Source organism: Massilia sp. UYP11 (genome assembly GCF_050434805.1).
Lineage (GTDB): Bacteria > Pseudomonadota > Gammaproteobacteria > Burkholderiales > Burkholderiaceae_D > Telluria.
The window spans coordinates 124853-147677 of record NZ_JBNDJE010000011.1; the positions used below are offsets into that span (position 1 = coordinate 124853).

Annotated in this window: 22 protein-coding genes; 11 read left to right on the forward strand and 11 right to left on the reverse strand. The window is 66.7% G+C overall.

Annotated elements, in window-relative coordinates; all coding sequences use genetic code 11:
• The first annotated feature begins 12 nt into the window (after positions 1-12).
• From ABIB38_RS15940 to ABIB38_RS15970, 7 genes are all read left to right on the forward strand, one after another.
• On the forward strand, positions 13-624 hold the full coding sequence (locus tag ABIB38_RS15940; protein WP_429205264.1) for a LemA family protein: 612 nt from the start codon (positions 13-15) through the stop codon (positions 622-624).
• A 6-nt stretch (positions 625-630) separates the two neighbouring features.
• A complete protein-coding gene (locus ABIB38_RS15945; protein WP_429205265.1) occupies positions 631-1467 on the forward strand; it encodes a TPM domain-containing protein in 837 nt (278 codons plus the stop codon).
• Complete coding sequence (locus tag ABIB38_RS15950; RefSeq protein ID WP_429205266.1) at positions 1467-1979, forward strand: TPM domain-containing protein; 513 nt, start codon at positions 1467-1469, stop codon at positions 1977-1979. Before ABIB38_RS15945 ends, ABIB38_RS15950 begins: the two co-directional genes overlap by 1 nt.
• A 180-nt stretch (positions 1980-2159) precedes the next feature.
• On the forward strand, positions 2160-2927 hold the full coding sequence (locus tag ABIB38_RS15955) for an SDR family NAD(P)-dependent oxidoreductase (protein ID WP_429205268.1): 768 nt from the start codon (positions 2160-2162) through the stop codon (positions 2925-2927).
• Between the two features lie 616 nt (positions 2928-3543).
• Entirely contained in the window at positions 3544-3846 is a 303-nt protein-coding gene (locus ABIB38_RS15960; protein WP_429205269.1) for a hypothetical protein, read from the forward strand.
• 92 nt (positions 3847-3938) lie between these two features.
• A complete protein-coding gene (locus ABIB38_RS15965; protein ID WP_429205270.1) occupies positions 3939-4352 on the forward strand; it encodes a VanZ family protein in 414 nt (137 codons plus the stop codon).
• Between the two features lie 160 nt (positions 4353-4512).
• On the forward strand, positions 4513-5079 hold the full coding sequence (locus ABIB38_RS15970) for a hypothetical protein (RefSeq protein ID WP_429205271.1): 567 nt from the start codon (positions 4513-4515) through the stop codon (positions 5077-5079).
• Between the two features lie 213 nt (positions 5080-5292).
• Here ABIB38_RS15970 and ABIB38_RS15975 read toward each other — a convergent pair whose 3' ends face one another.
• The 6 genes from ABIB38_RS15975 to ABIB38_RS16000 form a co-directional block, all read right to left on the reverse strand.
• Positions 5293-7104, reverse strand: coding sequence for a glycoside hydrolase family 2 protein (locus tag ABIB38_RS15975; RefSeq protein WP_429205272.1), 1812 nt, complete (start codon positions 7102-7104; stop codon positions 5293-5295).
• Positions 7091-8206 (reverse strand): galactokinase, encoded by a 1116-nt coding sequence (galK, locus tag ABIB38_RS15980; protein ID WP_429205273.1) that lies wholly within the window; start codon positions 8204-8206, stop codon positions 7091-7093. The genes ABIB38_RS15975 and galK overlap by 14 nt, the downstream gene beginning before the upstream one ends.
• Positions 8203-9306: a M24 family metallopeptidase gene (locus ABIB38_RS15985; protein ID WP_429205274.1), complete on the reverse strand. Its 1104-nt coding sequence runs from the start codon at positions 9304-9306 to the stop codon at positions 8203-8205. Before ABIB38_RS15985 ends, galK begins: the two co-directional genes overlap by 4 nt.
• Positions 9303-10397: a galactose-1-phosphate uridylyltransferase gene (gene galT / locus ABIB38_RS15990; RefSeq protein WP_429205275.1), complete on the reverse strand. Its 1095-nt coding sequence runs from the start codon at positions 10395-10397 to the stop codon at positions 9303-9305. Before galT ends, ABIB38_RS15985 begins: the two co-directional genes overlap by 4 nt.
• Before the next feature lie 360 nt (positions 10398-10757).
• On the reverse strand, positions 10758-13019 hold the full coding sequence (locus ABIB38_RS15995) for an ATP-binding protein (protein WP_429205276.1): 2262 nt from the start codon (positions 13017-13019) through the stop codon (positions 10758-10760).
• A gap of 211 nt (positions 13020-13230) precedes the next feature.
• Positions 13231-14814 carry a dipeptidase gene (locus ABIB38_RS16000; protein WP_429205277.1) on the reverse strand — a complete coding sequence of 528 codons (1584 nt, stop codon included), beginning with the start codon at positions 14812-14814 and terminating at the stop codon, positions 13231-13233.
• A 128-nt stretch (positions 14815-14942) separates the two neighbouring features.
• Here ABIB38_RS16000 and ABIB38_RS16005 point away from each other — a divergent pair, with 128 nt between their 5' ends.
• Positions 14943-15809 carry a pirin family protein gene (locus ABIB38_RS16005; RefSeq protein ID WP_429205279.1) on the forward strand — a complete coding sequence of 289 codons (867 nt, stop codon included), beginning with the start codon at positions 14943-14945 and terminating at the stop codon, positions 15807-15809.
• On the opposite strand, the gene ABIB38_RS16010 is transcribed toward ABIB38_RS16005, so the two are convergent.
• Positions 15795-16190, reverse strand: coding sequence for a hypothetical protein (locus ABIB38_RS16010; protein ID WP_429205281.1), 396 nt, complete (start codon positions 16188-16190; stop codon positions 15795-15797). The two genes, ABIB38_RS16005 and ABIB38_RS16010, sit on opposite strands and share 15 nt — an antisense overlap.
• Before the next feature lie 35 nt (positions 16191-16225).
• Positions 16226-16624 carry a hypothetical protein gene (locus ABIB38_RS16015; RefSeq protein WP_429205283.1) on the reverse strand — a complete coding sequence of 133 codons (399 nt, stop codon included), beginning with the start codon at positions 16622-16624 and terminating at the stop codon, positions 16226-16228.
• A gap of 577 nt (positions 16625-17201) precedes the next feature.
• Between ABIB38_RS16015 and ABIB38_RS16020 the strand changes: the two genes are divergently transcribed.
• Both ABIB38_RS16020 and ABIB38_RS16025 read left to right on the forward strand, forming a co-directional pair.
• Positions 17202-18239 (forward strand): asparaginase, encoded by a 1038-nt coding sequence (locus ABIB38_RS16020; protein ID WP_429205285.1) that lies wholly within the window; start codon positions 17202-17204, stop codon positions 18237-18239.
• Positions 18240-18365: 126 nt separating this feature from the next.
• A complete protein-coding gene (locus ABIB38_RS16025) occupies positions 18366-19967 on the forward strand; it encodes a methyl-accepting chemotaxis protein (RefSeq protein WP_429205286.1) in 1602 nt (533 codons plus the stop codon).
• Between the two features lie 49 nt (positions 19968-20016).
• On the opposite strand, the gene ABIB38_RS16030 is transcribed toward ABIB38_RS16025, so the two are convergent.
• Positions 20017-20874, reverse strand: coding sequence for a hypothetical protein (locus ABIB38_RS16030; RefSeq protein WP_429205287.1), 858 nt, complete (start codon positions 20872-20874; stop codon positions 20017-20019).
• A gap of 127 nt (positions 20875-21001) precedes the next feature.
• On the opposite strand from ABIB38_RS16030, the gene ABIB38_RS16035 reads away from it, so the two are divergent.
• The gene (locus ABIB38_RS16035; RefSeq protein ID WP_429205288.1) at positions 21002-21880 is read left to right on the forward strand and encodes a hypothetical protein; all 879 of its coding nucleotides are present in this window, start codon (positions 21002-21004) and stop codon (positions 21878-21880) included.
• Here the strand turns inward: ABIB38_RS16035 and ABIB38_RS16040 are convergent.
• Entirely contained in the window at positions 21781-22470 is a 690-nt protein-coding gene (locus ABIB38_RS16040; protein ID WP_429205290.1) for a fumarylacetoacetate hydrolase family protein, read from the reverse strand. The genes ABIB38_RS16035 and ABIB38_RS16040 overlap by 100 nt on opposite strands.
• 71 nt (positions 22471-22541) lie before the next feature.
• On the reverse strand, positions 22542-22825 hold a 284-nt coding region (locus tag ABIB38_RS16045), incomplete at its 5' end, for a zinc ribbon domain-containing protein (RefSeq protein ID WP_429205291.1).

Here is a 22825-nt window from a genome sequence, read left to right on the forward strand (position 1 = left end):
ACAAACCACATCATGACCAATTCCTTCTTCTTCCGTTGCGCGCGTCTCCTTGGCGGCGCCGTCCTGGCCGGCGCCCTGCTGTCCGGCTGCGGCTACAACGAATTCCAGACCAAGGACGAGGCCACCAAGGCGGCGTGGAGCGAAGTGGTGAACCAGTACCAGCGCCGCGCCGACCTGATTCCGAACCTGGTCAACACCGTCAAGGGTTATGCCTCGCATGAAAGCGCGACGCTCGAAGCAGTGACCCGCGCCCGCGCCCAGGCCACCAGCTTCCAGATCACGCCCGAGGTGCTGAACGACCCCCAGGCCTTCCAGAAATTCCAGCAGGTGCAGGGCGAGCTGTCGGGCGCCCTGTCGCGCCTGATGATGGTCTCGGAAAAATACCCCGACCTGAAGGCCGATGCGAGCTTCCGCGACCTGCAGTCGCAGCTGGAAGGCACGGAAAACCGCATCACCGTGGCGCGCCAGCGCTACATCGCCTCGGTCCAGGATTACAACGTGACCGTGCGTCAGTTCCCCAAGAACTTGACGGCGATGGTGTTCGGCTATGAAACCAAGCCGTCGTTCACCGTCGAGAACGAAAAGGCGATTTCGACCGCCCCGACGGTCGACTTCGGCAAGTAAGCCGGCATGACCGCACTGTCGCGTTTCTTCTTTATCCTGCTGCTCACGCTGGTGACCGGGTTTGCCACGACGTCGCCGGCCCTCGCGCAGCTGCAGCCGGTGCCAAAGCTGGCCGCACGCGTCACCGACCAGGCCGGCATGCTGGACGCTGCCCAGCGCCAGCGCCTGGAAGCGGTGCTGGCCGACTACGAGGCCAGGACCGGCAGCCAGATCGCCGTGCTGCTGGTGAAGTCGACCGAGCCCGAGGCGATCGAGCAGTACAGCATCCGCGTCACCGATGCCTGGCAGCTGGGCCGCAAGGGCGTCGACGACGGCGTGCTGCTGCTGGTGGCGCGCGACAATCCATCGTCGCTGCGCCGCCTGCGCATCGAGGCCGGGCGCGGTGTGCAGGGCGTGCTGACCGACGCCCAGTCCAAGCGCATCCTGCAGGACGTGATCGCGCCGCACTTCCGGCAAGAACACTATTACGAAGGCCTGGTCGCCGGCGTCGGCGCCATCGCCACCCTGCTCAACCAGGAAGCCTTCCCGGCCCCGCCGCAGCAGCAGCAAACGCAGCGCCAGGCGGAGAGCGACGGCGGTTTCCCCTTGTGGGCGATCTTCCTGATCATCATCGGCGCCTCCATGCTGCGCTCGGTGTTCCGGCCGCGCCGCGGCCGCACGACCGCCACCCGGCGCGGGCAGTCGCACTGGGGCAGCGCCACTACCGGCTTCGTCCTCGGCAACGTGATCGGCAATATGAGCCGCGGCGGTGGCGGCGGCTTCGGCGGCGGCGGTGGATTTGGCGGCGGCTTTTCGGGCGGCGGCGGCAGCTTCGACGGCGGCGGCGCCTCGGGAGACTGGTAATGGGATCGATGACACACAAGATGCGCCGCGCCTGGCGCCACTGGAAGAGCAGCGCGAGCGAGGCGAAACAGGCTTTCCCGGACGCGACGCTGGACGCGATCGCCGAGGCGATCGACCGCGGTGAACGGGCCCACCGCGGCGAGGTGCGCCTGATCGTCGAAAAATCGCTGCCGTTCGAGGCGGCCTGGGAAGGCGTGACCAACCGCCAGCGCGCGATCGCTCTGTTCGCCGACTACGGCGTGTGGGACACCGAAGACAATTGCGGCGTGTTGATCTACGTGAACCTGGCCGAGCACAAGGTCGACATCGTGGCCGACCGCGGCATCGACCGCAGGATCGACGCCGCCACCTGGCAGGCCGTGTGCCGCACCATGACCGAGGGTTTCAGGCAGGGGCGGTTCCATGACGCCACCCTGGCCGCGGTCGATCAGGTCAATGCGCTGCTGCGCCAGCACTTTCCGGCCAGCGGCGAGCGGCCCAACGAGCTGCCCGACCGGCCGGTCATGCTGTAGGGGCGCCAGGCCGGGCGAGCGTCGCCCGGCCATTCCTGCGCCAGCGCATCGACCTTCGCGATTTCCGCCTTCGCGCGCCGCGCCGAAAACTCACACGCGCAGCGCCGATCATGCGGGCCGGGTAGCCGCGACGAGTGGTTAGAATGGCGGACTTCCTTGCCCCTCTCTGAAAGCCCCGCCATGAAACTGAACCAGAAGATCGCCATCGTCACCGGCGCCAGCCAGGGCATCGGCCTGGCCTGCGCCCAGCGCCTGGCGCGCGAAGGCGCGCGCGTGATGCTCGTCGACCTCAAGCCCGACGTCGAGCAGGCCGCCGCCAGCCTGGGCGCAGCCGCCCGCTTCTTTCGCGCCGACGTCGGCATCAAACAGGAGGTCGATGCGATGATCCAGGCCACGCTCGACGCTTTCGGGCGCGTCGACATCCTGGTCAACAACGCGGGCGTGACCCACGCGGCCGATTTCCTCGACCTGGAAGAAGACGATTTCGACCGCGTGCTGCGGGTCAACCTGAAATCGATGTTCCTGTGCAGCCAGGCGGCGGCGCGCGACATGGTCAAACGCGGCCAGGGCGGCTGCATCATCAATATGTCGAGCGTCAACGCCGAGCTGACCATCCCGAACCAGGTGCCCTATGTGGTGTCGAAAGGCGGCGTCAACCAGCTGACCCGGGTGGCGTCGATCGCCCTGGCCCAGTATGGCATCCGCGTCAACGCGATCGGCCCCGGCACCATCCTGACCGAACTGGCCAGGCAGGCCGTGCTGGGCAGTCCCGAGGCGCGCCACACCATCCTGTCGCGCACGCCGCTGGGCCGCTGCGGCGAGCCGGAAGAAGTCGCCTCGATCGCCGCCTTCCTGGCCAGCGACGACGCCTCGTACATAACCGGCCAGACGCTGTACGCCGACGGCGGCCGCATGGCGCTGAACTACACGGTGCCGGTACGCGACTGAAAACACGGCTGATCAACAAGATATTACTTTAATGTATGTCTGGTATCTGAACTCGCAATTGGACACCCACAGGCCAGCCCCCGATAATTACACCTGTCTCCACTATTCTCCTCCAAGAAAATAGTTTTAAGCCCGCACAAGAGCGGGCTTTTTTTTTGCCCGGACGGACAAAAAAGACCGTCGCTACGTAGTTTTACGTATAACGTAGCCTGATGACTCGGGGACGCGCAGCAGTAATTTAATACCGCCAGAACTTTGCGCTGGGTCACAATCGTGTCACTAACACTGCCTATACTAAGAATCACCTGTCATACACGCAACCGATATGCCTGATGACAGCAGGTGTGCGGCGCCCAGGGTGCTACACACCAACCGATTTCGCATCTCTTGGCCCGATCTTGGGTTGTGCCCGCCACCAGCGGGCACTTTTTTGAGCGCAGCGCAGGCTGGCGCTGGCACAGACCGGTCTCATTCTCTGCCCCGGCGCAACTCGCGGTAAAAAAATTGTCATAGCGCTTGAAGGCGTCGCTGATTTGGCTATCATAAAGTTCGCGCTTCCGATTCGGCCACCGGTCGGAAGACCACGTACAACGAAACGTCCAAAGGAACCTGTCCTATGAACTTACGTGTACCAGCCAGCGCCGCGCCCGACAGTTGCCGCCGTCGCCATGAAAACGGCAACCTCGTCCTGAGCGAACTCAATCCGTGCACTGTCGTCGATGCGCTCGACAACGGCAGCACGCCACTCAACCTGCTCACCTTCGGCAGCGTCCGCGAAGTCTGCCCCAAGTGCCAGCAGACCCACCTGAAGCTGGTCCTGCGCCAGACCAGCGTGCGCGTCGCCCACCTGTTCTGCGCCGATTGCGAAAGCTGTTTCGACGCCCATTACGCCGACGGCGCGCCGGCCCTGACGATCTGAACCAGCATTGGCGTGTGGGCAATTGGCTGCGTGACGTGGTATGGTTGACGCCATACGCATCTGCCTCACGCATCCACCTTCCACGTTCGTCAATGCCCGCCCTGTCGTCCCTGCTCCAGCCCCCAACCAACGTCCGCCGCGCCCTGCATGGCGTCGCCCTGCTCGGGCTGCTGGCCATCCTGGTGGCCGGCTCGATTCCCGGTGCCCGCGCCGAGGTCGGCGCTTATGCATCCGGTGTGGTGTTGCACGGCATGACCTATGCTTTCCTGTCCGCCTTGTGGTTCCTGGGCGCCACCGGCACGCCGTTGCAGCGCGCCCTGAAGGCGATGCTGGCCATCGCGCTCATGGGTGCGGTCGACGAATGGGTGCAGAGTTTCTTCCCGTATCGCTCGGGCGACGTGCGCGACTGGCTGGTCGACGTCACGGCGGCCACCCTCGCCTCCACCGTGCTGGCGGTGCTGGCCACCCGCGCGCGGCGGCCGGCGCCGGCGGCGCGTCGGCGCTGACCATCATCCACGGTTCGGGTTCCGCAAAGAACCCTCCAGCTTGATCCAACCGACCTGCAAAGGAAGTCAGCTGGAACGCTGGCGCACTTCCCGCCTCTTATCCTCGTGGCGCGCGGCATCGTCACATCCCCCCACTAAACATCCAAACGAGGAGTTGATCATGAAGAAAACACACCAGAGCGTGGCCATCGCGGGCCTGCTGGCGGTCGCGCTCGCCATTTCCGGGTGCACCTCCATGCGTGACGAATCGTCGTCGAGTGGCGCCAGCGGCAGCACCGGAACCAGCGACTACGGCGAGGGCTCCAGCGGCAGCTCCGGCGCCTCGGGCACCAGCGGCACGAGCACCGAGACCATCCACGACGGCGCCGGCGTCTCGGGCAGTTCGGATACGTCGGGCAGCTCGGGCGCCTCCGGCACCAGCGGTTCCGGCACCTCCAGCATGCACGACGACCGCGGCGGCAGCGCCTCGACCGCGGGCGCCGCCGCGGCCAGCGCGGCGCCCAACAGCACCGTGCTGGCGATCGAGATCATGCCGGCGTCGAGCGGCATCACCGAGGGCGATGCGTCGATGGGCACCACCGGCGCGGCCGGCGCCACCGGCAGCCAGTCCTATCGCGTCACGGTGCGCATGGACGACGGCAGCACGCAGGTGATCACCCACGGCACCACGCCCGATTTCCGCAGCGGCGACCGCGTCAACGTGACGGGTGGCAGCATCCAGCGCTAGGCGGGCCGCCGCCGGGTGGACGGCCGTCCACCCGTCACGGAGAGATTGCCGGGCTTCGAGCCTATCCCGGTAGGTGGGGGGAAGCTCATGCCGATGCATGGCGGGCGTGAGCAAGGCGCGAGGAGGCCGCATGGCGAGCCATGCAACGACGAGCAACGCAGCGCACGCTTGCCAGGCGCGGCAGGGGCGACTCCCATCTACCGGGATAGGCTCCTAGGGCTTGCCCGGGTCCTTGCCGTCCTCCACCTCGCGCTGAAACATCGGGATGTTGCGCGTCGCATTACTGATGACTTCCAGCGGAAGCTTGGGCGTACGGTCGGCATTCAGCAAGCCATTGGCTTCCTGGAAGGTGTCGGCGAACTGGGTATAGCAGAAGCCGCTGAACATGAAGGTCTCGTTGACCACCTGTAACAGGCGCCGGTATTGCTTGAGGTAACTCTCGGCCGTGTGCGCCCGGCTGTAGCCCCAGGTGGTCTCGTCCGGGTTCGGGGTCTGTTTCGGATCGTAGGCGATACCGCCGAACTCCGTCAGCACGATCGGCTGGCCGCGGTGCGGGAAACCATCCAGGGTCAGGATGCGCCCGCCGGGACGCCGCTGGTCGAACAGGGTGCGCACCGGATCGGTGACGGCGTAGCGCGCCTGGATCTTTTCCGGGTCGCTGTCGTAGTCGTGGATCCCGAGGATGTCGGTGGCCGAGGCTTCCCAGCCGTCGTTGCCGATCACCGGACGGGTCGAATCGAGCGTGCGCGTCAGGTGGTACAGCGCCTCCACCGCATTGCGATGCGCCTGGGTCAGCGTCAGGTTGGGCACGCCCCACGACTCATTGAAGGCCACCCACACGATGATGCAGGGATGGCTGTAGTCGCGTTCGATCGCCTCGGTCCATTCCTTGACCATGCGCGTGATTGCACGCGGGCTGAAGCGGTAGGCCGACGGCATCTCTTCCCACACCAGCAGGCCCAGCTTGTCGGCCCAGTACAGAAAACGCGGGTCCTCGATTTTCTGGTGCTTGCGCACGCCATTAAAGCCCATCAATTTGGCCAGCTCGACGTCGCGCTTCAGGTGCTGGTCCGACGGCGCCGTCATGAACGATTCCGGCCAGTACCCCTGATCCAGCACCAGGCGCAGCTGGTAGGGGCGGCCATTGAGCATGAAGCGGTCGCGGTTGATCGATACCGAACGCAGCGCCGTGTACGAACGGATGCGGTCGAGCACCACGTCGCCGCAGCGCAGGGTCACTTCGGCGTCGAGCAGCGTCGGCCGTTCCGGACTCCACAGGATCTCGTTGCGCGAATCGTCGATACCGGGGTCGGACAGCGCGATCTTGCGGTTGGCTTCGCCGGCCAGCAGCTTGTAGTAATCGTCCGCCAGCAGCTGGTCGCCGTGCCAGATCTTGACCTCGACAAACAGCTCCTGCTGGATGTCGCCGGTCGCGAACACTTCGCAGCCGATCTCGTAGGTCTCGAACACCGGCGTCCAGCGCAGCTTCTGGATATAGGTCGGCGCCACCTGCTCGACCCAGACGGTCTGCCAGATGCCGGTCGTGCGCGGATACCAGATCGAGTGGGCTTCGAGCAGCCAGTCCTGCTTGCCGCGCGGCTTGGCCAGGTCGGCCGGATCGTCTTCGACCCACACCGTCACCGTCTGCTTGCCGTCGGCCTGCATGGCGCAGGTGATGTCGGCCGCGAACGGCGTGTGGCCGCCCTCGTGCTCGGCCACCAGCTGGCCGTTGACCCACACCTTGGCGCTGTAGTCGACCGCGCCGAAGTGCAGTATCGTGCGCCCGTCGTTGGGGTTCAGGTGGAAATCGCGCTGATACCAGACCACACGGTGGAAACCCGTGTCCTGGATGCCGCTCATCTCGGTCTCGGGGGCGAACGGCACGGTGATCACGTGCGTCCACTCCTTGACGTCGGACGGCATGAAATACCTGCCCTCGTCGTCGAAGCAGAACCGCCACTTGCCGTTCAGGTTCAGCCACTGGTCGCGCACCAGCTGTGGACGGGGATATTCAAACTGGTTCATCGTGGTCCTTTCTGTGAGTCGGCGCCGGCACCGGCACCAGGATCCGGCCTTGGCGTCCATCTTGGTCATACGCCGCCAGCGCGCTGGCGGCCGCCTGCCGGGCCTGGCCCTTGCGGCACAGGGCCACGCAGGCGCCGCCGAAACCGGCGCCGGTCAGGCGCGCGCCCAGCACGCCGGGAGCGGCGCGCAAGGCCTCGCACAGGGCGTCGAGTTCCGGGATCGAGACCTCGTAGTCGTCGCGCAGGCTGAAGTGCGATGCATTCATCAATTCGCCGAAGCGCTCGGCGCTCACGCCTTGCGCCGCTTCGAGCACGCGCAGGTTTTCATGCACCACATGGCGCGCCCGTTCGCGCAGCGGCGACGGCAGGCGCTCCACGGAGGCGGGGTCGGTGACGTCGCGCAGCGCCTGCACGCCGAGCTTCTTCGCGCCCTCCTCGCACTCGGCGCGGCGCTCGTTGTACTTGCTGGCCGCGAGCTTGCGCGCCACACCCGAGTCGACCACGATCAACTCGGTGCCTGGCGGCAGCGGCACCAGGCTATGTTCCAGCGTGCGGGCGTCGATGAACAGCATATTGCGCTCGTCAGCCAGGCTGGACGCCATCTGGTCCATGATGCCGCAGTTCACGTGCGCGTACTCGATCTCGGCGCGCTGGGCGATGCGGGCCAGCTTGACGTCGTCCAGCGCATCGAGCCCGATATCCAGCAGCGCGCGCATGGCGCGCAGGGTCGCCACCTCGAGCGCGGCCGAGGACGACAGGCCCGAGCCGACCGGCAGGTCGGTCTCGACATACACGCGCAGCGGCGGCACCTCGATTCCTTCCGCCTGCACCAGCCGGATGCAGCCCTCGATATAGCTGCCGAAACCCTGCGGCGCGCTGCCGTCCCGGGCGAAGGTCACGGTCGCATCGAGGTTCGGCGAATAGAAGTGGAAATGGTCGTCGCCGCTGCGGCTCATCGCCACCGTGGTGCGCTGGGGCGTCGCCACCGGCAGCATGAAGCCGTCGTTGTAGTCGGTGTGCTCGCCCAGCAGGTTGACGCGGCCGGGAGCCGAGGCGTTCACTTCGGGCGCGCCGCCAAAGAAAGTATCGGGGTTCAAGGTCATGCTTGCGCCTCCAGCCAGAGCGGCCGCTTGCGGCCATGGACGTCCAGCGCCGGCCAGCCGGGATCGAACGTCAGGTTCTCGAGTCCCTGCGGGCCGAGCAGGAAAGTGTCTTCGATCTTCATGCCGCCGAAGCTGGGATTGAAGGCGAATGCCATGCCTTCTTCGAGCTGGGTCGCGGTGCTGGCGGTGGCCACGATCTCGCGCGCCAGGTAGCCGGTGATGCCGCCCTGGTGATGTTCGCGGATCGCGTCTTCGACGTCGGCGTGGCGGTAGGCCTGGGCCAGCGCATGGTACACGCTCGACAGCGATTTGCCGGGCGCCACCGCGGCGAGCCCCGTGGCCTCGACGTCCATCAGCGCGCGTTGCGCTTCCGGCGCCGAGCCCGCGCCGCCGAAGCTCACGAAGCGGGTCAGGTTCGCATACAGGCCATGCCGGCGCGCGCAGAACACCAGCATGGCGCGCTCGCCCAGCGGCTCGTGCGACGGCGTCGCATGGCGGTACAGGGGCAGGCGGCGCGCGCCGGCCGCCAGCACCAGGGCCGGATGGATGCCGCGCCGCCACAGCGCTTCGGCGCCGGCGCCGGCCAGCTGCTGCTCGGTCCAGTCGGGACGCGCACGGTGCAGCACTTCCGTCATCGCTTCGGCCGCCTCGCGGCCCAGCAGGCGGTAGCGCGCGTGTTCGGCGTCGCCCAGCACCAGTTTTCGTTGCCGCAGCGCCAGCGGCAAGGGTCGTTCCTCGCCGATGAGACGGTCGGACAGCACGGGGCGGCCCTGGGCCGCATTGACGACGAAGCGCTCGCGCAGCTCCGGCTCGGCCCATGGTTCGATGTGAAAGGTGAAACCGGCCGGGACTTCTTCGGCGCGCAGGCGCTCGCCCTCGATCTCGTCGGTCAGCACGCAAGCGTCGTCCTGCGTGACGAGCACCTCGGCGACGCCGATGTCGGTCGTCAGCAGCACCGCGCTCGATCCGCCGGCCGTGACCCAGGCGAACCAGTCGGTGCCGCGCAGGCGCACCGCGCCGGCCCCTTCCTGCGCCAGCGTCGCGCGCAGCAGCGCCAGTTTGTCGGCCACCTCCGTGGCCCGCATATCCAGTCCCGTCATGCGGCGTCCTCCAGGCTGATGTCGACCTGCTGCAACTCATAGGCCGTGGTTTCTGGCAGCACGTCCATCGCGAACATGCCGGCCGCCAGCTCGGTGCCGGCCAGGTATTTCAGTCGGTCGCGGGTGCGGTAAGGCGGATAGAACTGGGCGTGCAGCTGTGTCTCCGGGTGCTCGGCGCCGTCGGTCGGAGCCTGGTACCAAGCCATCAGGTAAGGGAAAGGCCGGTTCCACAGCGTCTCGTACTTGAGCAGCACGGTCTTGAGCGCGCGCGCCAGTCCTTCGCGTTGCGGCGGCGTGAGCGCGGCGAAATCCTTGCATGGCGCGGTCGGCATCACCCACACCTCGTAGGGATAGCGCGCGCAGGCCGGCACGAAGGCGATCGCGTACTCGTCCTGGTACAGCACGCGCCGGCCGTCGGCGGCCTCGTCGCGCGCCATGTCGCACAGCAGGCTGGCGCCGTGCTGCAGATAGTATTCGCGCTCCTGCGCCAGCATGCGCGCCGGCACCGCCGGCACGAAGGGATAGGCATAGATCTGGCCATGCGGATGGTGCAGGGTCACGCCGACCTCGGCGCCGCGGTTCTCGAACGGCAGCACGTAATGGATCGCCGGCTCGTGGCCAATGCGCGTGGTGCGGTCGCCCCAGACCTTCAGCAGCAGCTCGATGCGCGACAGCGGCAGGCGGGCCAGCGCCGCATGCGGATCCTGCGTGAACACCACCACCTCGCAATGGCCGTTGGCGGGCGCGGTCGGCACCGTCACCAATGGCGGATCGTGCGACTCCAGCGCCAGCGAGGGAAAGCGGTTGTCGAACACGGCGATCTCATAGTCGCCGGCCGGCATTTCGGTCGGATGTTCCTGGTCCACGGTCGGCGCCAGCGGGTTGTATTGCGGTGGCGGCTGGTAGGTGCGGTTCTGGCGGAAAGCGGCATAGGTCACCCATTCGCCGCGCAGCGGATGCCAGCGCAGATGCGGATTGGCGTGCTGCGGCTCCGGGAACGGGCTGGGCGCAACGATGCCGTCCGGGATCGGCACATTGCTGTACAGGGTGAGGTTACGTCCGTCCGGTTTCTTGAGTTCTCTACTATGCATGGCAACGGTTCAGGTTCGGTCAAGCGTTCGGTCAAGCATTGGGTCACCCCGGGCGCAAGCGTTCACGCCGGATGCCAATGCATCGGCGTGCTCGCGGCACGAGAAGGCGATCCTAACATGCTGATTTCGCCACACTTTCGAAGCCGTACAAACTCAGTTTCCGGGAAACAATACGGCGCTGTCCCAGGGGTGAGACAGCCAACGGCTAAGACGCGGATTCATAAGGGACAGCGCATGAGCTGGCGCGCTCATCGCAGAGTCTTGTAGGCGCATACCTACACCAAAATTGGAAGTAATTACACCAGATGCCAAGAAAAACGCTGACATACCCTGCCAGGGCGAACTCAGCGTATTTTGCTGTCAGGCATATTCCTCTTGGCGCAGAGGCAGTGTGAAGTAGAAGGTCGACCCGACGCCGACGGTGCTGTCGACCCAGAGGCGACCACCTTCCTGTTCGACGATGCCCTTGACGATCGACAGGCCCAGGCCCGCCCCCTTTTCCGAATCGACGCGGCCTTGGGTGAAGCGATTGAAAATGCGGGGCAACAGCGCCGGTGCGATGCCGATGCCGGTGTCGGCGACCGAGATGACCACCTCGCCGTCGCCGTGGCGGGCGGAGACGGCGATGCGCCCTCCCGCCGGCGTGAACTTGAGCGAATTGCTGATCAGGTTACCCAGCACCTGCTCCACGCGCGCCCGCTTGCAGGCGATCATGAGTTTGCCGGGTTCGACCGCCGCGGCGACGCCGACCTCGGCCTTCCTCGCCAGCGGCAGCACCAGGTCGATCGCTTCGCGGATCAGCGCGTTCACGTTTTCCACCTGCAGGCCAGGGGCCATCGCGGCGTGCCCTTTCTTGGCGAAATCCAGGACCGATGTCACCAGGCGCTCGATCGAGTCGGTCGCGCGCAAGCCACGCGCGACCAGTTGCCCCAGCATGGCCGGCGAAAGCGCCTGGTCCATCTGCATGATCTGCAAGGTCATCTTCAGCACGCTCAGCGGGTTGCGGATGTCGTGCGACACCATGTGGACCATGCTTTCCTTTTCGATGCTGGCGCGTTCGGCCAGCTCCCTGGCCGCCTGTTCCTGCCGGAAGGCGCGCCGCAGGCCGTAGGCGAGCACGCTGACCCGGAAGTCCGACACCGCCTCGACCTCGGCGCGTTTCCAGGGCGTGGCCACGCCATCGACCACCTGCTTCCACGCATCGAAGGAAAGACGCGGATGCAGCCGGACGACGCCGTCCTCGACCTGCACGCGCTTGTCCGGCGCGCCGGCCCACACCACGGTCGTGACGACTTCGGGACGGAACCAGAATATGTAGTTCTGGTCGGCCTTCAGGATCGACATCGCCAGCAGGCCGCTGGCGATGTCCTTGTATTGCCGTGCCGGTGCGAAGAGATTGCCCAGCTGATTGGTCGCGTAGATCTGCTCATTGGCATGCTCGGTCGACACCCATTCGACGAGCAGTTCGAGCTGCACGACATCCGGTGTCTGCCCGATCGTGGTCCAGCTGCCGTCGTAATAGATCGCGGCGCTGCTGCCGCCGGCCAGGTCCAGCATGTCCTGGCTGCGCTTGACCAGCCCCAGGACGAGATCGTCCTCTTCCTCAGTACGCGCGATCAGCTTCGCATGGATGCGTTTCAGCTCGCCCCGGTAGCGCTGGTCTTCCATCGACTCTTTCAGCACCAGTTGCGACGACACGATCTGCGCGATCATCTTGGCGCCCAGGCGGCGGTCGGAGCCCAGGTTGTTGGGGGTGGGATGGTGGCAGGCGATCAGGCCCCACAGCTTGCCGCCATCGATCAGCGGCAGCGTGAGCGTGGCGCCGACACCCATATTGCGCAGGTACTCGAGGTGCAACGGGGACACGCTGCGCAGCGCCGCCAGGCCGAGATCGAGGGCGTCGCCCGTGGCCGGATCGCGGCCGGGGTAGATGGGCACCGGCGCATAGCCGACATCCGGAATCATGCGCAGCCAGTTTTCGAGGAAGATCCGCCTTGCCTGCGCCGGAATGTCCGAGGCCGGAAAATACTGGTTCAGATACGATTGCGCCTGTTCGGACCTGGCTTCGGCCACGACGTCACCGTGCCAGTCCTCCGTGAAGCGGTAGATCATCACGCGATCGAAGCCGGTGATCATTCGCACCTGGTCGGCGGTGCGCCGGCACAGGTCGAGCAGACTGCTCGCCGCGAACACCACGTGGACGGCGCTGCGGATCGAACGTTGCAGCGAAGGCGACAGCGTCTCCAGCGGCGCCAGCGCCTCGATCTCGAGAATCAGCACGCCATGCCGCAGGTGGGCAGTCAGTTCCCATTCCCGCTCGCGTTGCGTGGCGAGGTCGAGAATCGCAATATCGAGCGGGGCCGCTTCGACCAGATCGTCGGCGCTGATGTATGCCAGCAGCGCGGCCAGCCCGGGCGCCGACAGATGCTCCGCCAGCGAACGGTTGACCAGCGCAGGGGCGTCGATGCCGAAGACCCCGGCGCAGTTGACGCTGGCGTTGGTGACCTTCAGCGTGGGAACGTCGATGCTGACCAGGACGCCGAACGGCTGAATCGCACCCGGGATGTGGATCGGTTCGTTCTCGCACTGGGCCAGGGTGGCTTGCGAAATCATCTGGCTCATGTGTATCAACTATTCGAGATGTTGCGGAACCCCGCTTCCACTCGATACTCAAGCCACACGGTCGGATACGAGAAGTCGAAAGTCAGGCACGATGCCGCATTCTATCGCGCCATCGAACCGAATTTTTACGCCACAGAAATTTTAGACGATGGGCAATTTTTCCAAGCCGCAAGGGCAAGTCTTTGCCATTGACATCACCGCGTTGTGCTGTTTACCTGGCCAGGTCGACCAGCGCCGCCGTGTACATCTGCAGGTTGAGCAGCAGCTGCCTGGTGGTGATGAACTCGTGTTCCGAGTGCCCGGTGTACTTCTGGCCCGGCATCGACGGGCCGAAGCTGACCGCGTTCGGGAACAGGCGCGAATTGGTGCCGCCGCCGATCGCCACCGGCCCGGCATCCTTCATGCCGGTGAAATAGGAAAAGGTTGACAGCAGGGTCGGCACCTGCGGCGCATGCTCGAGAACCCACGGCTCGCGCACGCCGACCTTGATGTTCGCCAGCGGCAGCCGGCGCGCCTGCCAGTCGGCCAGGGCGGCGTTGATCTCGGAGGTGAGCTGCTCGTTCGTCTTGCCGCGCGGCCGGCGCACATTGATCGCGACCTCGATGCCCTCGTCCAGCTGGCGGATCACGGTCGGCTTGAAGGTCATCGGCCCCATGAAGCCGTCGCGGTAGGCGATCTTGCCGAACTTCTCGCCGTAATAACCGGTGCCCACCAGGTCGTTCAGGTAGTTCACCACGCCGCCGGCCACCGTGTTCGGCCAGCCGCGCACCGCGAGCGCGTCGGCCAGCATGCTGACCGCGTTCACGCCTTCCTGCGGCTTGGACGAGTGGGCCGACACGCCTTTCGCGACCACCTTCAGGTTCGCGCCCTGGCGCTCGAAGGTGTAGCGCATGTCGTCCTGGGCGGCGGCGCGCGCGCGGATCTGCCGCTCGACCTCCGGCGTGGCGTTGGCCACCAGCGCCTCGGCGTCTTCGGGAATCTGGGTATTGAAGGAGCCGCCCATGAAGTCGGCAATGTGGGCTTCGCCAAGCGCAGGAACCGCGGCGCCGGCCTTCGGGATCGTCACGGCCACGGTGCCGCCGCCCTTCTCCGCCGTCACCACCGGATATTCGGCGTCGAGCGTGATGCTCATTTGCGGCGGCACGTGGGTCTTGAGGAATTCGGTCAAGGGTCCCCAGTCCGATTCCTCGCCCATGTACACGTACAGCTCGATGCGCTTGCTCAAGGGGATCTGGCGGTCGCGGATCGTCTTCATCGCATACAGCGCGGTGGCGATCGGTCCCTTGTCGTCCTCGGCGCCGCGCGCGATCAGCTTGCCCGGCTCGCTGGTGCGGTCGAGCACGAAGGGCGACTTCTTCCATTTGGCCGGGTCGACCGGCTGCACGTCGCCATGGGTCACGATGCCGAGGCGCTCGCTGCCCTCGCCGAGACCGATGATGACGGTCCAGCCATGGTCCTGGACATCGAGCCCGAGGCGCTCGGCCTCTTCTTTCAAGGCGGCCTTGAACGCGATGTGGACCGGGTTCTGGTCGGACGGGTAGCGCGCATCGGCCACCGTATTGAAGCTCACCAGCCTGGCCAGGGTGTCGACCACGTCGTTGCGGTAGGTCTGGACCGCATACTTGGCAGCGCTGACGGCAATGTCGCTCGGCGTCGTCGCCGACGCGGAGGATGCGACAGGCGCGGAGGACGCGGGAGGCGCCGCGAGTGCGGCGGCAGTGGCGGTGGCGGTGGCGGTGGCGGTGGCGGTGGTCCACGCCAGCACCAGGCTGACGATCAAGGCTTTCTTGTACATACGGCGCAGGGTCTCCGGGAATACGGCGCAGGATTGCAAAGGCGCGAGGAGTCTAGCACAGGCATGTGCGCGCCCGATCCCGGTTTTGCGCGTATCGTTACACGCTCCGCACCAAGAGAAAACGCACCATGACCGACAAGACCATCCGCCGCCTGCACCCCGCCCTGCGCGACGACATCGGCGACCTGCTGACGCAGCGTCCCGTGCCCTCGGACCGGCTCGATCAGATCGATCCTTTCCTGTTCCTGAACCACCACGGCCCGCAGGTCTACGGCCCGCACAACCGCGGCCTGCCGTTCGGGCCGCATCCGCACCGCGGCTTCGAGACGGTCACGTTCATCGTCGACGGCATGCTCGCGCACCGCGACAGCGCCGGCCATGAGAGCGTGATCCACGCCGGCGGCGTCCAGTGGATGACGGCCGGCAGCGGCATCGTGCACGCCGAGGTGTCGCCGCGCGACTTCATGGAACACGGCGGCCCGCTCGAGATCCTGCAGCTGTGGGTGAACCTTCCGTCGCGCCTGAAGATGAGCGCGCCCGCCTATACCGGCCTGCAGCGCGACCAGATCCCCGCCCTGTCGCTCGACGGCGGCAAGGTGACGCTGCACCTGGTCGCCGGCCAGTGGGACGGCAGCACCGGTCCGGTGCAGTCGCTGACCGGCGTGTTCATGAGCACGGTCGCGATGCAGGCCGGAGGACGATTGAGGGTAGCCGGTCTGCAGGGACGCAACGTGCTGCTGTACGTGGTGCGTGGACGCATCGGCGTGGGCGAGCACGGCGATCCCGTCGACGCTTGCCAGCTCGTGGAACTCGATGACGACGGCGACGCCCTGCACATCCGGGCCGAAGCCGATTCGCTGCTGCTGTTCGGCCATGCCGAACCGATCCGCGAACCGGTGGTGGCGCACGGCCCCTTCGTCATGACCACCCGCGAAGAGATCGTGCAGGCGATCGCCGATTACCAGGCCGGGCGCTTCGGTTCAACGCCCGCTTGAGGCCACCCGGCGGTCGGGGCCGGTCTCGAGCACCACGGCGTAGGGGAACGGGCCGCCTTCGAAGTTCAGTCTCAGGTCGCCGCCCACCGCTTCGAAGCGGTCGCCGCCGGTGTGGACGATCTCGACCGGCCCGGCGCCGAGGTCCGCATACAGCTTGCGGCGGCGTTCGCTCACATGCAGGGTGCGGCCATCGTCGAGCCGGTAGACGCCCTGCATGCGCTTGCTCATCAATGGATCGAGCCAGGCCTTCTTCTCCTGGACTGCCTGGGTGCCAGCGGCGGCGCCTTCGGCAGCGGCCGGCGCGGCGGCGAGCGCGGCGGCGAACGCGGGAATCGCCGCCAGGGCTGCCGCGGCCAACAGGGCGATATGCCGGATGCGCATGGTGCTCCTCCTGTCAGGTTGGGTGCGCACGCGGATCAGCGCTGGGTCGCGGCCAGCGCGCGGTTGCCGGCTTCGCGTACGTAGACGGTGTGCGCCGCGCGCTCGCCCTCGAAGCGCATGTTCAGGTCCTTGCCCACCGCGACGAAGCGCTTCTTGCCGACGTGGATGAGTTCGACCGGACCCTCGCCCAGGTCGGCGTACAGCGTGCGCTTGCCGCCCTCGACCTTGCCGCTGACCTGCAGGACGCGGCCGTCCTCAAGCGCATATTCGCCCTGCACGCGGTCGTAGGCGAACGGCGGCATGCGCACTTGTTGATAGGAGCTGCGCACTTCCACCACTTCCTTGCCGGCGCCCTGCGGGGCGGCAAGGCTGGACAGCGACAGGGAAGCGGTGGCGGCGGTGATGGCGAACATGGCGATGTGCTTGATGCGCATGATGTCTTTCCTTTCAGGTGGAATGCGAGAGAAGGGCCTGCGCGGCAAGCGCTCGATCGCTCATGAAGAGGCCGCGTGGTCCACGTGTTTCGTCGTCGCCAGGGCTGCTGTTCGTCTGGCGATGGGACCAGTCTAGCCAGACTTCGCGCACGCTCAAGCGGCAGTGGGACGAAGCGCCGAAACGCGCGACGAAATGCTCAAAACGCGAAGTGAACGGGAGGTGCATATGCCCCCCGGATCGGGCACGTCTGCACCCCGTCTGCACCCCGTCTGCATGCCTGTTTTCGGGCCGCTGTCGATGCCATTTTCGCGGCCGTTTTCAAGGCCGATGGCGTGGCCCGGCGCAGCCGCCGGGCCGGCGAACACGGCGGCCGACATGGCGGCGAACACGGCAAAATTTCCGGTGCAGACAAGGGGGACGTTCAGCCTGAATTCGATGCAGGAAACGCGCGTCGATCCGAGCCGGTCATCGCCCCCGACCGGATGCCGGCTTCGGCGACGAGCGTGTCAAGCGTGTGTCTGGATTGCGTGCAGATGCCGTACATTAGGGCCATCGACAACCAACCAGACCCAACCCATGCAAGCGATTCCTCTTGTCGCGACCACGCGCGGCTATCCCGACTCCGGCAATGTGATCGAGAACGTCCACTGGGGTTCGGTCGCCGTGGTCGACACCCGCGGCCGGCTGTTGTGGTCGGCGGGCGACCCGGACTATCCGACCTTCACCCGTTCCGCGCTCAAACCCTTCCAGGCCCTGCCCTTCATCCTGTCCGACGGCCCGGCGCGCTTTGGTCTCACGCAGGACGAAGTGGCGCTGCTGTGCGCCAGCCATTCGGGCGAGGACATCCACCTCGCGGGCGTGCGCGCGATCCTGGACAAGATCGGCCTCGAACCCGGCCACCTCGAATGCGGCTGCGCGCAGCCGCTGCACTACGAGTTCACGGGAACGCAGCCGCCGCAGGATGCGCAGTGGACGCCGCTGCACCACAACTGTTCCGGCAAGCACAGCGGCTTTTTGGCCTGGTGCCGCCTGTACGACGTGCCGAGCGCCGGCTACGTCGAGCGCGGCCACCCGCTGCAGCAGGCGATCCGCGCCGCGTTGGCCGACACCGCCGGCGTGCCTGTTGACGCCATGCCGACCGTGATCGATGGCTGCTCGGCGCCGAACTATGCGCTGCCGCTGTCACGCCTGGCGCACCTGTATGCGCGCCTGGCGCATGGAAACAACGATCCGCAGCTGGGCGGCGCAATGGGCATCCTGGGCGAGGCCATGACGGCGCGGCCCGACATGGTCTCGGGCCAGGAGCGTACCGACCTGCACTGGATGACGGCCGGCGGCGGCGACTGGGTGGCCAAGATCGGCGCTGACGCGGTGCAGGCGATCGGCGTGCGCTCGGCCGGGATCGGTATCGCGATCAAGATTGCGGACGGCAACAGCCGCGCGCTGCATCCGGCCGTGTACGCCGTGCTCGACCAGCTTGGCCTGCTCGACGCGAAGCGCAAGGCCGCGCTCGAGCGCTACCGCCAGCCCGCCATCAAGAATGCGCGCGGCATGGTCGCGGGCGACATTCGTCCCCTGTTCACGCTGGAGGCGGCGGGGATGCGGGGCATATAGGCCTGCATTCGCCGGGCAAGGCGCGATGCGTACTTACAACAGCTGGCATACCGGAGATATCATTTCAGACTTAAACAGGTGATACTTTCCCTACGGAATCTTCCGTTTCTACGGGTTATTGACATTGTGTTTAAAAATCTTCGCATCGGCCCGCGCCTGACGCTCGCGTTCGCCACGATTCTCGTTCTCTCCCTGGCCGGCACCGCATTTGCGGTGTACACCACGCACAGCAGTGCCGAAGCCACCCGCCAGATGATGCAAAAGCCCTTGACCAAGGAACGCCTGGTAGCGGACTGGTATCTCCTGGTGCATTCGGCGATCGTCCGCACCTCGCTGATCGCGCGCAGCGCCGACAGCACCTTGTCGGACGTGTTCGCCAAGCAGATCAAGGACAGCGTGGCCGAAAGCACCGGCATCCTCAAGAAGGTCGAGGCGCTGCTCGACTCGCCGGAAGAAAAGCAGGCGCTGGGCGAGATCGTCGCGCTGCGCAAGACCTACCAGAATGCCAAGGAACTGGTGATGAACGCGCGGACCACGGGCGACGCCGATGGCGCCGAGCGCGCGTATGGAGAAGTTTTCTCGCCTGCAGCCGCTGCCTACGGCACCAAGTTGCAGGGCCTGCTCCACATGCAGCGCCAGGCGATCGACCAGACCGCGGTCGAGATCGCGGCCGCCAACGAGCGCAGCACGCGCCTGGTCGTCCTGCTGGCCGTGCTGGCAACGGCGCTGGGCTCGGTCGCCGCGATCATGATCACGCGCAGCATCACCAGGCCCCTGGGTTCGGCCCTCGAGGTCGCGCAAACCGTGGCCGCGGGCAACCTCGGCAATACCTTCGCCACCTACTCGAAAGACGAAGTGGGCGACCTGATGCGGGCGCTGGAAACCATGAACGGCGCCCTGCACCGGGTCGTGGCCGAGGTCCAGCATGGCACCACCGCCATCTCCACCGCGTCGAGCGAGATCGCGGCCGGCAACCTCGACCTGTCGAGCCGCACCGAGCAGCAGGCCAGCTCGCTCGAAGAGACGGCGGCCTCGATGGAAGAACTGACGGCGACCGTGCGCCAGAACGCCGACAATGCGGTGCAGGCCAATGGCCTGGCGCAGGCGGCGTCCGAGGTGGCGGTACGCGGCGGCGCCATTGTCGGCCAGGTGGTCGACACGATGGGTTCCATCGACGCCTCGGCGCGCAAGATCGTCGACATCATCGGCGTGATCGACGGCATTGCCTTCCAGACCAATATCCTGGCCCTGAATGCGGCGGTCGAAGCGGCGCGCGCCGGCGAACAGGGCCGCGGCTTCGCCGTGGTGGCGAGCGAGGTGCGCAACCTGGCGCAGCGCTCGGCCAGCGCGGCCAAGGAAATCAAGGGCCTGATCGGCGACTCGATGACCCAGGTGAATGCCGGCACCACCCTGGTGCAGCAGGCTGGCACCACCATGCACGACGTGGTGACCAGCGTGGCGCGCGTGACCGACATGATGTCCGAAATCACGTCGGCCACCCAGGAACAGCGCGCCGGCATCCATCAGGTGAACGAGGCGATCACGCAGATGGACCAGGTGACGCAGCAGAACGCGGCGCTGGTGGAACAGGCCGCCGCGGCGGCAGCCAGCATGCAGGAACAGGCGACGCGCCTGGCCACCGTGGCGGCCGGCTTCAGCCTGGGCAATGGCGACGCGCCTGCCCAGTCGCGCCTGGCGCTGCGCAAGACGCCGGCGCTGGCGATGTAGGCGATGTAGGCGATGTAGGCGATGTAGGCGATGTAGGCGGCCTGGGCAATCAGGCCGCCAGCCGACGCAGCATGGCGGCGATTGCATCGAGCACCGCGGCGTCCTCCCAGTAGCTCTCGTGCGACAGCGGATTCCAGCTGCGCGCCAGCAGGCTCGCCACGCCGCCGCTGGCATTGATCGCGCGGTCCTCCACCAGCATGCGGTAGCCCTGCGACAACGGCTGCAGCGGCCAGCCGAGCACGTCGTCCGGATCGTAGAAATTGATCCACTTGAACAGCGAGGTGGGCGGCGCGATCGGGATGATGTCCATCTCCTTGTGCGCGGCAACGAAGATCGGGATATTGCAGCCGGTGGTGACCAGGCCGGCGCAGGTACCGCCGCCCAGGAACAGGCGCTCGCTCGCGGTCAATGACCGGCCCAGCACGCCGGACGCCCAGGCGTCGATATTGCGCCAGATGCCGGCGCCGACCGGACGGCCGGCGGCCGCCTTCTGGGCGTCGTACAGATAGCTCGACAGCACCTGCCCGCCCAGCGACTGGGCGACGAACACCACCGGCATCGCGGGACGCGCCGCATGGGCCGACAGCAAGGCGGCCGCGATCTCTCCCTGGGCCAGCTCATAGACCGAACCGGGGATTTCCTTGCGGTTTTCCAGTCCGGCGGCGTCGCCCAGGCCGTACAGCACGAATTTGCGCAGGGCGTCGTAGCGCCGCTTGCCGGCGGCGGCGGTGCGCTCCCAGACCTGGCGCTGGTTGTCGTGCAGAATGCCCTGATAATAGACCGAGCGCATCGTCACGTGGCCCGCCAGGCCGCCCAGGCGGGCGCGCAGCCGCGCCACCAGGCCGTCCGCATACGCGGGCAGCGTTTCCCCCATGCCATGCACGGCAATCAATGCGACTTGAGTCATGGCCCTTCTCCTATTGGATCTGGCGCAATGTGCGTCGATGTCACTAGCGTATCAAACTTCGCGTACATTGATGCGACACAAAACGCTGGCAGAATGTCGAGCTTGTCGACCTTTGCCTCCCAATTCCATGGATATTCTTTTCGACCGTTATGCGGAGGCGATCCGCGCGCTGGATCTGTCCGGCATCGCCGCACCGGCCGACATCCCGGAGAATTTCCTGTTGGCAAATGATGGGCGTTACCGCAGCTATTACGTGCCGTTCGAGTCGGTGAACCGCGCCGCGCGCGTGGCGGTGGTCGGCATCTCGCCCGGCTTCGTGCAGTGGAAGAATGCGATGCGCGAGGCGCAGCGCCGGATGGCCGCGGGCGCTTCCACCGACGACGTGCTGGTGGCGGCGCGCCGGGCCGGCGCCTTCAGCGGCGCGATCCGGCCCAACTTCGTGGCCCTGCTCGATGCGATCGGGGTGCAACGTTGGCTCGGCATCGCCAGCTGCGCCACCCTGTTCGGCCCTGACGCCGGGGTGGTCCAGATCGGCGCCATCCTGCGCCACCCGGTGTTCGTGGACGGCAAGAACTACAGCGGCACGCCCGCCATGCCGCGCCACGCCTTTCTACGCGAACAAACGCTGCGCTACTTCGCGCATGAAGCGGCCATGCTGCCCGACGCCCTGTTCATCCCAATGGGAGCCAGCGTCGGCGCTAGCCTGGACTGGCTGGCGGCGCAAGGCGTGCTGCGCGCCGAGCGCATCCTGCACGGCCTGCCCCACCCTTCCGGCGCGAATGCCGAGCGGGTCGCCTACTTCCTGGGGCGCAAGGACCGTGGCGCGCTCTCGGGCAAGACCAACGGCGCCCAGCTCGACGCGGCGCGCCAGGCCTTGCAGGCGCAGATGGCAGGCTTGATGGAGGCTCAGCGGATCTCGAGTTCGAAGGTGTCGACGCCGTCGACGCCGCCGCGCACGCGGTCGCCCGGCCTGAGCGCCGCCACGCCCGACGGCGTGCCCGAATAAATCAGGTCGCCCGGCGCCAGGGTCACGAAGCGCGACAGGTAGGCGATCACGTCGGCGATCGGCCAGATCAGTTCATCGAGGTTGCCTTCCTGGCGCAGGGCGCCGTTCACTTCCAGCCAGATACGGCCTTTGGCGGGATGGCCCACCTCGCTCACCGGATGCAGCGCGCTGCATGGCGCCGACGCGTCGAAGCCCTTGGCCATGTCCCAGGGACGGCCGGTGTCCTTGGCCGCGGCCTGCAGGTCGCGCCGGGTCAGGTCCAGGCCCACGCCATAGCCCCACACCAGGTCGAGCGCGTCGGCCGGGTCGACGTCGGCGCCGCCCGCGCCCAGCGCCACCACCAGTTCGATCTCATGATGCAGGTCGCCGGTCGACGGCGGATACGGCACCGCGCCGCTGGCCGGCACCACCGCGTCGGCCGGCTTGGTGAAGAAGAACGGCGGTTCGCGGTTCGGGTCGCTCCCCATCTCGCGCGCATGCGAGGCGTAGTTGCGGCCGACGCAGAACACGCGGCGCACCGGGAAACGGCTGCTCGAACCGCTGACGGCCACGGAAGGCGTGGCGGGTGCGGCGAAGACGAATTCGGACATGCTCATCCTTTCATTGACGGAGGCGCAATCATACCGTTCCTCCAGACTTGCGCAAAGCTGGTCGAAATTGCCTAAACCTGCTCGCTGCTGGATTCCTGCTTCACCGGGGCCGGTTTCACGCCGTGCTCGCGCACGGCGCCAGCGCCTGCCCCTCCACAGGCTGTCGCGGTAGAACTTACCGCCATCGTTTCGAGGTTAACGGCCGCATTGACATCGCGGTCGTGGACCGTTCCGCAGCCCGGGCAGGTCCACTGCCTGGCGCCCAGGTCGAGCTTCTCCAGCATGTGGCCGCAGATCGAGCACGTCTTGCTGCTCGGGTACCAGCGGCCGGCCACCACCACCCGGCCACCGCGCC